The organism is Acidimicrobiia bacterium (assembly GCA_016650365.1).
Classification (GTDB): domain Bacteria; phylum Actinomycetota; class Acidimicrobiia; order Spongiisociales; family JAENVV01; genus JAENVV01.
On record JAENVV010000244.1, the window covers coordinates 1 to 13,160 of the forward strand.

A 13,160-nucleotide genomic window follows, 5' to 3' on the forward strand; every position below is an offset into this window, starting at 1 on the left:
AGCACGACAATGAGGATGATCCATCCAGTGGTGCTCATCTTTCCTTCCTACCTTTCTGAGATCGAGTCATATGTTTTGAGGGAATCGATTTGTTGTGGCCTACCTACCGCGACGACTCCAGCCGAAGCCGCCGCCGAATACCAGGAATAGCACGACAATGAGGATGATCCATCCAGTGGTGCTCATCTTTCCTTCCTACCTTTCTGAGATCGAGTCATATGTTTTGAGGGAATCGATTTGTTGTCACCGAAGTGACCATGTGGGGCTAAGTGACTCCGGTGGTTTGGCGTGTGTTGACGCGCGACACGGTGGGCAAAAGGGCAGAAACGACGATCGCAGCCATGGCGATCACGGCCAATATCGCAAGCCTGCGCTCTATCGGCAGGGACTCGCCGCCGACAGTTGGCTCGAACACGACGATCAAGCCGGCGACGCCGCCAAGAATCCCCAAAGTCAGAATTGAACGCTGCTGCCTGGCGAGCGCCGCGCTGAGCAACATGGCGCCAAAGCCGAACACGATCAGCCCCAGCAGCGCAGTCGCGGAAAATCCTGCGACGGTGACTACCGGCTGCCCAAGGCTGCCGTCGATCCCGGCACGGGCCACGGCGATCCCGCCCAGGACCAACATGGCAATGGCGACGACCGCCGCAACGACAGCCGACGGTGTGTAATTCGCTGTGCGAATCGTGCGGACCGTCTCGGCCCGAGCTGAAACAACGCCTGACGTAACTGGCACAGACGCAACGGACTCGGCGATTGGTGCTGGTGCAGCCACCGTTTCGTCTCGCTCGTCGACCGTTACAGACTTATTGGACTCAATATCTACAGACTTATTGGACTCAATATCCATTTAGACCCCTTCACTGCGTCCACGGCGTCGCCCTGTTCGGGTGATGCTTTCTATTCGCGATTATACCGTAGAAAATAGAAACTAGCAATTTATTTCTAGTTTCATGTTACTATTGTTCCATGCCGTCAACTTGGAGCTTTCTCACCAACCACGCTCGGGCGTTGCTGCTTATAGCGCGCGACACCGACGCGCGTCTTCGCGATATCGCCTCAGAAATGGACGTCACCGAGCGCACCGCCTACGCGATCGTGGCCGACCTAGCCAAGGCGGGCTACGTAGTCAAAGAACGAGACGGACGCCGCAACCGGTACCACATCCAGGAACATCTTCCATTGCCCGCCAATGGCGGCGGCGAACCGACCATCGGCGAACTGTTGAACCTTCTTAGCGACGCCGAACTCGGCCCTTCACCGTCCAGCCAGATGTGATCTGCCCCGCCTGCGACGAAAAAGTGACATCAATGGCTGGAGCTCCTGCGACCACTGAGCGGAGATCGTAGCCTGCAATACAGGAATCGAGCCGGCCATCTATAGACCCCATCCGCAAAGACTCTCTGACCCGTATCCGTTCGATACCGGTGACCGGTCGAACCCCGCCTAGGTTTCTATCCGACGTCCCATACCGGGCGACGAGTCGGGGGGTCGACAACGCGAAGATTCCTGTCACGTAACGCCCCTATCAGCGACATCTCTTCGGCGCTGAGTTCGAAGTCAAATAGGTCGATGTCCTCGTCGATCTCACTGAATTCGAGGGCCCGTGGCACCACGGCCACCTGGGGCTGCTGGACGAGGAACCGCAGCGCCACCTGGGCAGCCGTCTTATCGTGCACGGCGGCGATCTCGCTGATCACCGGATCGTCGAGCAATTGACCTCTGGCCAGCGGGACATGACAGGTGGCGATCACGCCGTGGCGGGCGCAAGCCGCGAGTACTTTGTCCTGACGGAGGTAGGCGTGGTACTCGATCTGGTTGGTCACGATCGGTTCGGAGCATTTGGCGACCGCCTCGTCGAGCAACGCCACCGTAAAGTTGGACACGCCGACATGTCGGGTCAGGCCATCGCGCTTGGCTTTGGCGAGCGCCCCGAGCGTCTCTTCAAGTGGCACGGCCGGTTGGGGCCAGTGAATGAGCAGCTGGTCGACGTAATCGAGACCGAGCGTTTTCAGGCTCTTGTCGACCGAGCGAGCAAAGTCGTCGGCCTTGGCGTTCTCCTCGGTCACCTTGGTGCTGACCCACAGTTCGTCGCGTGGCACGCCCGACGAGCGGATCGCCTCCCCCACCCATTGCTCAGAGCCATACTTGCGGGCGGTGTCGATGTGGCGATAGCCGACTTGAAGCGCATGGACGATCAGCTCGACTGCCCGCTCGGGTTCGGGGTAGAGCATCGTCCCGTACCCGACGACGGGCATCTCAGCACCATGGGCAGAAATAGTGGGGGCTTCCGCTCCTTGCATTGCATTCCTCCAAAAGATCGGCCGACGCTCGCTGCTGATACACCCAAAAAGTCAGCACCGGTCGGCCAAGTCATCGAATCGACCCTCGAACGCCAGAATAGCCCAATGGCCGGAGGGCTTGGAAGTGGGCCATAAGTCGCCGGATCCGAGAGGGCGCACGTCGCGATTCCCCCGAGGATCGAGAGGCCTCTCGCCCAGAGCGACCACAAAGAACCCCCAGAAGGACCGGGCTCGGGCTATGGCTGAACCAGCTCACACCACTGACGGCGAGAAATCCGAGAAATCCAAGCTTTGAGAACGCTTCCCGCTGCCGAACGTTCGCTGGGTTTGGATGCCTATAGGTTGGGTTGACTGGGGATCGGGTCATCGATCGTGCCTCGCCGTCCGCCTGCCACGGAAGTCCGACCGCCACTAGAGCAACAGAACGAATCCAATGATCAGAAGGGCGACGACCAGGATCACCCAGCCAACGATGGTCAAGGAGCGACCCCTGAGCGATTGAGGAGCCGATTCAAGTTCGCGGTGAACACGGTCTGGTGAGGTGGGGTTCACCTTGGGCTTACGGACTAGCGTGACCAGGTCGCCGACGCCTGGACCTCGGGTGCGATGAAGTTCCATGGTGGCCTTCCCGCTGGCGTTCTACCGCCCGACAGGTGCCGGAATCGTACGGTCCGCCAACTACCACAAAACTACGTCGCCAAACAGGGAAATCGTGGCACCCGAACCTGGCATTGGAAAGCGGCACTCACGCCCGTCTGCCGCCTCGAAATTGGTGGACGCATCCGTTCGCTCGTACACACGGAGGGACTCGAACCCCCAACCTTCTGATCCGCCGTAAGTGGGCACCCGCGGTCACGGTCAAAGAAATGCTCTGTTTGCCTGTGAAACAGGGCAGATCGGCCCTTGATGCCCCGCGTGCCCTGCGCGAGCGTGGACCCCAGCCTCTGACGGCGTCTTGAGGAGCTGGAAGTCGGCCGCCAAAAACGAGAAGGAGCGAAGATGGAACGCATGCAGGGACGAGTAGCGCTGGTGACTGGCGCAGCCAGCGGGATTGGCAAGGCCATAGCAGAGCGTCTTGCCGATGAAGGGGCTGCGGTGCTGGTCACGGACATCAGCGACGAGGCGGGACAGAGCACGGCCGATTCGATCGTGGCTGCGGGCGGCAAAGCCGCCTTCGCGCACCTCGACGTAGTGTCGCCTGATGAGTGGTCAGCTGCCGTTGCGATGGCGGTCGAACAGTTCGGAGGCCTCAATATCTTGGTGAACAACGCAGGAATGGGAGACCTGGAAGCAATCGAAGAGACCACCCTCGACGCTTGGGACCTCACCATCGCCATCGACCAGACCGGAGTATTCCTCGGCATGAAGACTGCCGCGGCCGCATTGAAGGCGTCAGCCAATGGCTCAGTCATTAACATCAGTTCGATCTTCGGCGCCAGCGGCGGCTTCGGCTCCTCACCTGCCTATCACGCCGCGAAAGGAGCAGTGCGCACGTTGACCAAGAACATCGCGCTGCACTGGGCAACCGAAGGAGTCCGCGTGAACTCAGTGCATCCGGGTTTCATTGACACCCCGCTTCTCGAACAAGCCAAAGGCACCCCCTTTGAGCAAGCAATGATCGATCTCACCCCGATGGGTCGCCTCGGTTTGCCGGACGAGATCGCGGCCGGTGTCGCATACCTCGCCAGCGACGACGCCGCCTTCGTGACCGGGTTGGAGCTCTACATCGATGGCGGTTACATGGCCCGCTGAGGGCGGACGGGACGCCGAGGAACAGGATCACAACTGCCGATAGCGGCGAAAGGTGCGTGCCTCGCGCCATATTTGGTGATATGTTGGACCAGGGCAAAGGTCGGTCCCGCCGAGGCAGCTTCAATGCACAGCCTGGCTGAACTGCTGGAGAAATAGGCACGGTCAGATCCGACTGTTCGTACATCGAACCGACCGACTCCCAGTAACTCCAGTTCTATACCCGCTCGACGATAAAGAGGAAACCGACCTACGAGTCGCTCCATAGATCTGAGCGAGGGTCGTTCGCTTGACATTGGGAACTATGGCTACGACCTTCGCCATGTGGTGGATTCGTGTGGATTCGTGGAGTCCAAGGTCTCCTATCGGGGGCTTTTGGAATACCCCCCCTCTCCGGTTGCAACCCTTATGGGACGTCATCAAGGAACTGATCGACAGCATCCCTGAGTCCCAATTCGATCTGCCGGCGGGCGCCGGGCTGCACAGTCATGTTCAGGTGCCGGTTACTCGGATAGCCCGCATGGCTGTCAGGTGGGCCAGATGGCTGAGCGCTTGCGGGAAGTTTCCCAGCGCTGCGCCGGTCTCGAGTTCGGCTTCTTCCGAGAAGAGGCCTAGGTCGTTGCCGGCCGAGGCGGCCAGCTCGAATACCTTTGTTGCTTCTTCGATCCGGCCTTGACGGGCATAGCACTGTGCCAGCCAGAACGAGCAGGCGAGGAACGCTCCTTCGCTTCCCTCCAATCCATCTCCGGTGAGATAGCGGCGGACCAGATGCCCTGATCCCAACTCGGCGTGGATCGCTTCGGCGGTTCGCATCATGCGAGGGTCGTCCCATAGCACGAAACCGAATACGGGGAGCAGCAACAGCGCCGCGTCGAGCGCTTCCGATTCAAATGAACGCACGAAGATACCCCGCTCTGCGTCGTACCCGCGCCGTTCTATTGCTGCGCGTATGTCTTCTCGCACCGTCCGCCAGCGCTCGACAGGGGCCGTTTTCGCGGCTGCTTCGGCGAGTCTGATGCCTCTATCGATGGCGACCCAGCACATCACCTTTGAGTGGACGAAATGCTCCGGTTCGCCCCGGATCTCCCAAATGCCCTTGTCCGGTTCTTCCCAGCGGGCACAGACAGTATCCACGATGTCGACCAGAAACTCCCAGAAGTGGTTCGAAGGGGTTCGGCCACGCAGCTGCCACGACCAAGCGAGGTCGACCAGATACCCGTATACGTCGAGCTGAGTCTGTCGGTACGCCGAGTTACCCACCCTCACCGGTTTGGACTGCCGGTAGCCTTCGAGGTCATCGAGATGTACTTCATCGAGGCGCGTTTCGCCTCCCACCCCGTACATCAATTGCAGTTCAGGGGCGCTTCCCGCCGCACTGCGTTCGATGAAGCGGCGAAACCCCTCAGCCTCCGCTTCGCAGCCGAGATCTGCGAGAGCCTCTACCGAGAACACGCTGTCCCGTACCCAGCTGTAGCGGTAGTCCCAGTTACGCTCCCCGCCCACTGCCTCAGGCAGCGAAGTGGTCGGGGCGGCCACGAAGGCACCGGTTGGAGCGTTCGACAGTGCCTTCAAGACGATGGCCGAACGAATCTCAGAGTCAGACGCTTGACGGTCGATCTTGTCCGACCATCTCTCCCACCACGCTACGGTCTCCTCGACTCGCTGCTGGAGTTCCTTGCGGTCTGCCACGTCACCCGGGCCCTGGTCGACCGTCTCCGGTCGGGCAAATTCGATCGACAGGACGTAGCTCTCTCTTTGATCCACTCGCAACACGCCGGTGAGGTCGTGATCCGATCCGATGATGAGCGGAATCGTCCCCGAGACAACCAACCCCGTGTGGCCACCAAGCGCCGTAAAAACACCGTCTGGATATGAGGAGACCCACGGCTTGACTGCTCCATATTCCAGGCGGGGTACTATCCCAATCTCCAGCTCAACGGATCCCTTTACCCCTTCGATCGTTCGTAGTAGCTGTCGGCGTGGCCGTTGTCGCCCACCCTCGCGCATGACCATGCAGTCCAGGAGCCGGACTTCTCCTTCCCCGGTTCGAAACACAGTCTCCAGCACAAGCGTCCGGTCGACATACTGGCGAGAGGTCTCGAACCGACGATCCGTCGGCGTGATGGAGCAATGCCCCCCCTTCTCCCAATCGAGTAATCGTCCAAAAACACTCGGTGAGTCGAAGCGAGGCATACAACACCAATCGATCGACCCCTGCCGCGAAACGAGAGCCGATGAGTGGCAATCGCCGACCAGCCCGTAGTCCGTGATGGGAGGATAAAGATGTCTGCTGATCGTGACCTCCTGGGACCGACCGTCGCATGACGTGAAGGCTAAGACGAAGATCTCGCTAGTTGCCCGGTTGGTTCCATCCGGGCCGGTTCTTCTTGCGCACCACGAATCTGAGCCCCGACCAGGTCTCGTCGATGGCGCAGGCCTTGTTGTCGACCAGTCCGGTGGGCAGGAATAGGTCGCGCAGGGTGCCCTCGACGATGTCGGTCTCCGCTCCCGATGCTTTCTTGGGCCAGGCGATCCATATCGACCCGTCCGGTGGGAGCAAGGTAATCGCCCGCTGGAAGCCACGCTCCGCCTCGGCGGCGCGGTTGGCGAAAATGATGAAGACGTCCGCCGCCGCGGCGTCGGAGTCGCGGAGGACTTCCACATCGTCGGGCAAGTCACCGAGGTCGAAGTTGAAGTAGTTCGGAGCATTGAGGAGGGCAACAGTCATTCCTTCCTTGATACCCAGTTTCTTCGGGAGTGGGGTTCCGCTGTCTCCGGCCATGGCTCAGAGTATATCGGTGCGGGAATCCGCAGCGAAGTCTTGCCGTTGCCCCGCCTATGGATATCCAGGACTACCTCGACTTTCGTCGAGACAAGGACGAGTTCTTCATGAGCGACCACCACTTACCGCTGGGACACGGCGATCACAGCGACTTCGCCGATGGCGCGTAAGATTCCGCGGCCGACCGCCCATAGCCCGCGGGAGAATCCGACTCGCTGTTCGTGCTCGTCGTTCAACGCTCGCGCCGTTCAGTGACACATAGCAAGGGGTTGTTACGCGGTTCGGTCCGGTTCTTTGCGTCGGTCAACTGGCGGATGAGGTCGCGTCTGCCCTCCGAGTCGCAAGCTCGCTTCCACCGTGGCAGTGGCTTCGTCGCTCGTCTCGTCCTCCTGGTTGGGGTCCGGCGTTCAGTAACGCAACGTCGCAGCCACGCCGGTGGCGGTTCCGAGTGTCGCCACATCAGTCACGAAGACCTCGCCGCCCTTCGCAAGTGTGTCGAATACCGCGCGGTCGATCAGATCCTCGTCCTCGATCGAGGCACGTTGCGACGTCGACACCGTGCCCGTGTCAGGCGCAACGCGACCCCACACCGGTGCCACATCGGTAACCAGCAAGGTGGCGATGCGCCCCTCACGGGCTCGGGTCACGAGATCTACGATCGCGGAGACGGTCTTACCGGCACCGACGGCAGCTCGATATCGGTCGATGCCAGGATGGCCCTCGCCGCCGGTCGGTGACTCGATCAACCGCAACGCGTCGGCGTGAAGTTCGGTCGGGGAACGATGCTCAGGGTTACCCGTCACCGCAGTGTCGAACACGTTCGGGTATCGAGTGACCGCCTGGAACAACGGCAAGTAGTAGTCGACGCACGCCAACACGAGCGGCTCGTGTGCGTCACCCAACCGTTCGCAAACACCACGATCTACTGCACGCAGGAAACGTTGGATCGCGGTCTTGTCGAGCTCGGCCCCGGCGCCATGGCCATGGAACTCGACGCCCCCTCCGCCCGTCGAGTGAGACTGGAGTTGCCGCTCGGGATCCTCGAGCGTGAGCGCCTCGTCCATCGATGTCGCAGCGGACCCCAGGTCTAACTTGGTGATCGTAGAACTCGTGGCCTCGAACAATTGCACCTCGTTCTGGCTCAACGACAAGACAAAGAACGACTCGTCGCGAGACACCACCGACAACACCGGCCGAACTCGGAACGACGCGGCAACGACGACCTCCTCAGTCAATGACAGCGCAACCCGGTATCGCTCGAATCGTCCCGTCGAGCTGAACAGCGCCAGCCCGTCTGCCGTGTGCTGCCAAAACCCGTGGTCGTCGACGAGCGACTCCAACGGTGCCAGGATGGCCTCGATGACCGTCTCGGCAACGTCGAAACCGGACAGCTCGCCACGGGCCGAGTTGATGAGGTTCCGCAATCGAATCGGACCCTGCAACGTCTCCCTGCCGGAACGATGCGTCGGCATAAACATCGACACGCACGGACCCTCAGCCATGCCCAGCGACGTGACATCCGCCGCTGAGATCACGTCTATATCTGCGTTCACGCGAATCTCACCCATAACACCGAGCATAGCCAATGACACCGAACGAAAGTCAACCCCGGACTTCCTGCAATTGAGCCCACACCCCGACGCCGGTGCGGGTCGAACGTGGATGGCGTCGGCCCAATTGACCAACGCAGTAGGCTCAAACTCGACACCCCCGTTCCCAGCAGCCCCATCAAGACTACGCATCTGCGGTCGCGGATGGGTAGAAGTGAGCGCGTCATGTCGTCAACCAAGTTAGGGGCGCTCGCCACCTTGGGCGAAAGCCAGAACCCGCCACCGGTTCGATGTATATGGCGCAGTTAGAGGTCGGGGCGCATAACCCCAAAAAGCCACCGACGGCACGCGGGTTCAGAGCGACTCCGACCAGCAACTGCGCCCCAATCATGACACTCAGGTAGGTTCATAGTTACGTCCATAAAGGAAGGATCACGTGCTTGAGGTTAACGAGAACGCTCGAGTGTTCACCGCACACGACGAGCATTTAGGCAAAGTCGATCACATCGTCATCGACCCACTCACCCGCATGGTGTCGCACATCGTGGTGCGCAAGGGCATCTTCTTTCCTGAGGACAAAGTGATCCCAATCGACGTCGTCGCCACCGCAACCGAGGAACGCATCAACTTAGACCAGGACGTCGATCCCGACCGGTTCCCGCCCTTCCTCGAGTACCACTATGTCCCGCTTGAGGAGCCTATCGAGGACGTACCCGCCTCGGCTGGAACCGCACATGGACCTTTCCCATTCGTGTGGTACGGACCATACGGCGTCGCCTCGCCCACGTACGAGACCACGATGCGCACGGTGACTGAACGGAATATCCCCGACCGGGCGGTCGCGTTGAAACCGGGTATTCCCGTCTTGGCAACGGGCCGGCGCGAGGTTGGCCGGCTCGAGGAAGTCATCTTGACCGACATTGGCTTGGCGACCCACATCGTGATTTCCGATGACGGGTTCAATCCGGTCCGCAAGGCAATACCCATCAACTGGGTCGACGCCATCTCCGAGAACGAGATACGCCTGGGGGTAGTAGAACACATGGTTCAGTCCATCAAACCCTACGATCCGGCCGAGTTGCCGTCCGCGGACTGAGACGGTCTGCTCGGGCGCCGGCGGCACACACCAAGGTGAGACCGCTGTGCCGAGAAGCCGTGGTGAGTATCGAACCGGGAGGAAAGGCTATGGAGGTCAACATCCCTCGACGCTGCGACTTCCAGTACACCGCCGCCAGCGGCTAGCGTTGCCGCTATGGATCGAACAGCGTTCCAGGCGTTAGACCGCCGAGTAACCCACTGGCTGGCGGGGCACGGACTGTCGCTCTTGCGCATCAGCATTGGCGTCCTCTTCATCTGGTTTGGAGTCCTCAAGTTTTGGCCAGGCCTGAGCTCCGCCGACCAGCTCGCCACGGAGACGATTGACCGGCTTTCCTTTGGTCTGATAACTGAAGACCTCGGCCGTGTCCTGCTGGCGATCCTCGAAACTGCGATTGGGATCGGGCTCGTAACAGGCAAGTTCATGCGCCTCACTCTGTTGCTGCTCGTCGGGCAAATGCTCGGGACGGTGACACCCCTATTTCTGTTTCCGGAGCTGACCTGGTCACGCCTATTCGTGCCGACACTTGAAGGCCAATACATCCTCAAGAACATCGTGCTCGTGTCGGCGGCACTTACGATCGGCGCAACGGTTCGCGGTGGCGGCCTCATTGACGATCCCGAGGTCCTCGATGCACTGAGCGAGCAGCCGACCGTTTCCCGCACGTCATGACGAGAGTCTCTGCGCCCTAGCGGGCACATCCGCTACCGGGCGACGAGGCGGAGTCAACCAAGGCTGATGGGCCTTGAGAATTTCTGCCGGACGGTTTGTTTGAGCCCCCGGCGAGCCGGGGGCTCAAATTCAGCGGGTCGCCCGCTCCAGCCCCGGGCCTCGACCAGTGACTTGGAATCCCAGTCGACGCCCAGCACCTCGAGGGAACCTCCGAGATCCTCGCCGGCGCCGCACAACTCAGCGTCGAGGACGAAGCTCGCGAGACCGCGCTCACCGAAAAGCATGCTCAACGGCAGGTGACGAGCATCGTGTCGTAACTTCGGTGTCCGTTTCCAGCGGCGGGTAGTCTAAGACGGTACCCTCGCATGGCAATGGTTTGCTTTCCGGCACCGGCGGGTAGAGATCTCGTAGATCGCGACCACAGGAAGAGTGAGCAGTAATGACCCAATACCTATATAGGCCGGCTGGTATGAGCGAGCACGACGCCAAGCAGACCGGCGACATCTTGCAGGATCGGCTGATGAGCCTGGTTGACCTTTCTCTCACGCTCAAGCACGCCCACTGGAATGTGGTCGGCCCGGACTTCATGGCCGTTCATGAGATGTTCGACAAGCAGGTTGCAGAAGTTCGAGGTATGGCCGACGAAGTGGCGGAACGCATAGCCACCCTGGGAGGTATCCCGAGCGGTCTTCCCGGGTACTTGGTTCAGAACCGCAGCTGGGACGATTACGCTCTCGGCCGTGCCGTAACCCAAGCCCACCTTGGAGCCATGGATATGGTGTATTCGGGAGTTGTTGGCGCTCACCGAAATGCCATCAACGCGACAGACAAAACCGACCCCGTGACCGCCGACCTACTCACGGCACAAACCGGCAAGCTGGAGATGTTTCAGTGGTTTATCAGGGCTCATCTCGAGAATACGTCCGGTGAACTTTCGACCGCTGGCCAGAAAACGGAAATCGACGCAGCGGCCGCCGCCGCCACCACCAACTTGCTCGGTTGAGAACTCCGCGACCGAATTGGGAAATTCTGGGTGTTCCTCGACGTGCTCATGGGCACCCCCATCGGACCACACCGATGACCTACCTTGACCCACTCGCCCAGCGCCTCGGCCACTAGGACCAGTCATGCTCCTGGTGCTCGTGTTCGCCTGCGTGCTCCTGGCTTCAGTCCTCGTTTCGCGGTTGGCGAATCGTTCGGTGCTCTCGACCGCCGTCCTGTTCCTCGCAGCCGGGTTCCTCCTCGGCGACGGCGTGTTAGGTGCCATCAAGGTCCGGGCCGATCAAAACCTCGTCGCCAGCCTGGCCGAGTTCGCCCTATTCAGCGTGCTGTTCACCGACGGCATGCGCGTCGGATTCCCCGAACTCCGCTCCGCCTGGAGACTCCCCGGCCGCGCACTGATCCTCGGCCTCCCACTCAGCCTCGCGTTCACAGCTCTGCTCGCTCACTTGCTGACGGGACTGCCGTGGGCGGAATCGTTTCTGCTGGGCGCGGTGTTGAGCCCACCGATCCGGTCTTCGCCGCGGCCATCGTCGGCCGCGATGACATCCCCTACAAGCTTCGCCATCTGCTCAACGTCGAAAGCGGCCTCAACGACGGTCTCGCCCTTCCCATCGTCGTGGTCCTGTTGGCCATCGCCGGGCCCGACACCATCCACGCCCTCGATCTCGGAGCCGAGCTCATAGGTGGTGTCGCCATCGGGGTCGGCGTCCCGGCGATCGCCATCCGCCTCGAGCGAACCCGATTGTTTTCTGCCTCGGTCACCTATGAACCGCTCAACGCCTTCGCCATCGGCCTCATCGTTCTCGCACTGGCATCACTCACCCAGACCAACGTGTTCCTTGCGGCTTTCTCAGCCGGCATCACCGTCGCCACCATGAGTCCCGCCATCCGCCGCGCCTTCCACCAATTCGGCGAGCTCGTGGCCGAACTCCTCAAACTCGCCGCACTACTTGTCTTCGGCGCGCTGATCTCACCCAGCTTCCTCGCCGACATCCCGCTCAACGGCTACCTCTTCGCCGCGGCCGCACTACTCGTCGCTCGCCCCGCGTCCCTCGGCCTCGCCCTCCTCGGCAGCCCCCTGCCCGGCCGCGAACGCGTCGCCGCGACATGGTTCGGACCTAAAGGATTCGCCTCGGTCGTGTACGGACTACTGATCCTCGACGCCCACATCCCCCTCAGCGACGAACTGTTCCACCTGACGGCGCTCGTCGTCGTCGCATCCATCCTCGCCCACTCCTCCACCGACATCGCCATCGCCCGCTGGCTCACACCCGACCCGAACCCACCAACAGCCACAGCCCCCTGACACGGACGCCACAGCTACCCTGCAACCCCACACCACCAGAAAGGCGACCACCCGTGAACTTCCCCGCCAACATCGTCTCGAGCGTGCGCGATCGCGTCTCGGACCGCAAGGCACGCCGACAGCGAGACAACCTCATCGGGAAAATCGGCGAGCTCACCTACGCGCAACGCACCGACGCGGCGATCAGCTACGAAACCGAGATCGCAGCCCTTGTCGAGGAGATCCGCCACCTCGAACGCACCGAAGAGCTCCGCCACCGCAAGAACATCGCCGACTCCGACCGTTAGCAGCGTCCCGACAGCCGTTGACCCCCAGAATGGGTTTCGGATCTCGACGCCGACGGGTACGCCGCGGCCACGATCCGCAAGGCCTACCAGCTGCTCGGACGGATCTTGAACGACGCGCGTTTGGTGGGCTCCGCATCGGAGAACTAGCCGGCCTCCAACCCGGCGACTTCGACCCGACCCGCAGCCTGATCCGGGTCCGGCGAACCGCATCCGACGTGGCCGGACGCATCATCGTAGGACCCCCCAAAACGGCCAAAAGCATCCGAACGGTCGTCCTGCCCCGAACCATCACCGAACAACTCGCCCAACACGCCACCCAACAAGACCAGACCGGACCGGACACCTGGATGTTCCCCGCCCCCCAAGGAGGACCGATCCGACGGACGGCTTGGATGCGCCGCGTCTGGAAGCCG

11 protein-coding genes and 1 pseudogene are annotated in these 13,160 nt (G+C 61.3%); 7 read left to right on the forward strand and 5 right to left on the reverse strand.

The features are described from left to right. Positions 1-265: 265 nt before the first annotated feature. Positions 266-850, reverse strand: a complete 585-nt coding sequence (locus JJE47_14000) for a hypothetical protein (GenBank protein ID MBK5268537.1) — start codon at positions 848-850, stop codon at positions 266-268. A gap of 119 nt (positions 851-969) precedes the next feature. On the opposite strand from JJE47_14000, the gene JJE47_14005 reads away from it, so the two are divergent. Beyond that, on the forward strand, positions 970-1,278 hold the full coding sequence (locus JJE47_14005) for a winged helix-turn-helix transcriptional regulator (protein ID MBK5268538.1): 309 nt from the start codon (positions 970-972) through the stop codon (positions 1,276-1,278). 176 nt (positions 1,279-1,454) lie between these two features. Here the strand turns inward: JJE47_14005 and JJE47_14010 are convergent, their stop codons facing one another. Further along, positions 1,455-2,303, reverse strand: coding sequence for an aldo/keto reductase (locus tag JJE47_14010; protein MBK5268539.1), 849 nt, complete (start codon positions 2,301-2,303; stop codon positions 1,455-1,457). Positions 2,304-3,302: 999 nt separating this feature from the next. Here JJE47_14010 and JJE47_14015 point away from each other — a divergent pair. Next, positions 3,303-4,055, forward strand: coding sequence for a glucose 1-dehydrogenase (locus JJE47_14015; GenBank protein MBK5268540.1), 753 nt, complete (start codon positions 3,303-3,305; stop codon positions 4,053-4,055). Between the two features lie 489 nt (positions 4,056-4,544). Here the strand turns inward: JJE47_14015 and JJE47_14020 are convergent, their stop codons facing one another. The 3 genes from JJE47_14020 to JJE47_14030 all read right to left on the reverse strand — a co-directional run bounded on the left by JJE47_14020 (position 4,545) and on the right by JJE47_14030 (position 8,402). Then, positions 4,545-6,347, reverse strand: a complete 1,803-nt coding sequence (locus JJE47_14020) for a glycoside hydrolase family 15 protein (GenBank protein MBK5268541.1) — start codon at positions 6,345-6,347, stop codon at positions 4,545-4,547. A gap of 55 nt (positions 6,348-6,402) precedes the next feature. Beyond that, positions 6,403-6,834 carry a DUF3052 domain-containing protein gene (locus JJE47_14025; protein ID MBK5268542.1) on the reverse strand — a complete coding sequence of 144 codons (432 nt, stop codon included), beginning with the start codon at positions 6,832-6,834 and terminating at the stop codon, positions 6,403-6,405. A gap of 407 nt (positions 6,835-7,241) precedes the next feature. Then, positions 7,242-8,402, reverse strand: coding sequence for a hypothetical protein (locus JJE47_14030; GenBank protein MBK5268543.1), 1,161 nt, complete (start codon positions 8,400-8,402; stop codon positions 7,242-7,244). Between the two features lie 418 nt (positions 8,403-8,820). Here JJE47_14030 and JJE47_14035 point away from each other — a divergent pair, with 418 nt between their 5' ends. The 5 genes and pseudogenes from JJE47_14035 to JJE47_14055 all read left to right on the forward strand — a co-directional run bounded on the left by JJE47_14035 (position 8,821) and on the right by JJE47_14055 (position 12,747). Then, on the forward strand, positions 8,821-9,480 hold the full coding sequence (locus JJE47_14035) for a PRC-barrel domain-containing protein (GenBank protein ID MBK5268544.1): 660 nt from the start codon (positions 8,821-8,823) through the stop codon (positions 9,478-9,480). 156 nt (positions 9,481-9,636) lie between these two features. Then, a complete protein-coding gene (locus JJE47_14040; protein ID MBK5268545.1) occupies positions 9,637-10,152 on the forward strand; it encodes a DoxX family membrane protein in 516 nt (171 codons plus the stop codon). Positions 10,153-10,591: 439 nt separating this feature from the next. Beyond that, a complete protein-coding gene (dps, locus tag JJE47_14045) occupies positions 10,592-11,155 on the forward strand; it encodes a DNA starvation/stationary phase protection protein Dps (GenBank protein MBK5268546.1) in 564 nt (187 codons plus the stop codon). A 124-nt stretch (positions 11,156-11,279) separates the two neighbouring features. After that, positions 11,280-12,460 (forward strand): annotated as a pseudogene (locus JJE47_14050) (cation:proton antiporter). 53 nt (positions 12,461-12,513) lie between these two features. After that, entirely contained in the window at positions 12,514-12,747 is a 234-nt protein-coding gene (locus JJE47_14055) for a hypothetical protein (protein ID MBK5268547.1), read from the forward strand. Positions 12,748-13,160 lie beyond the last annotated feature (413 nt).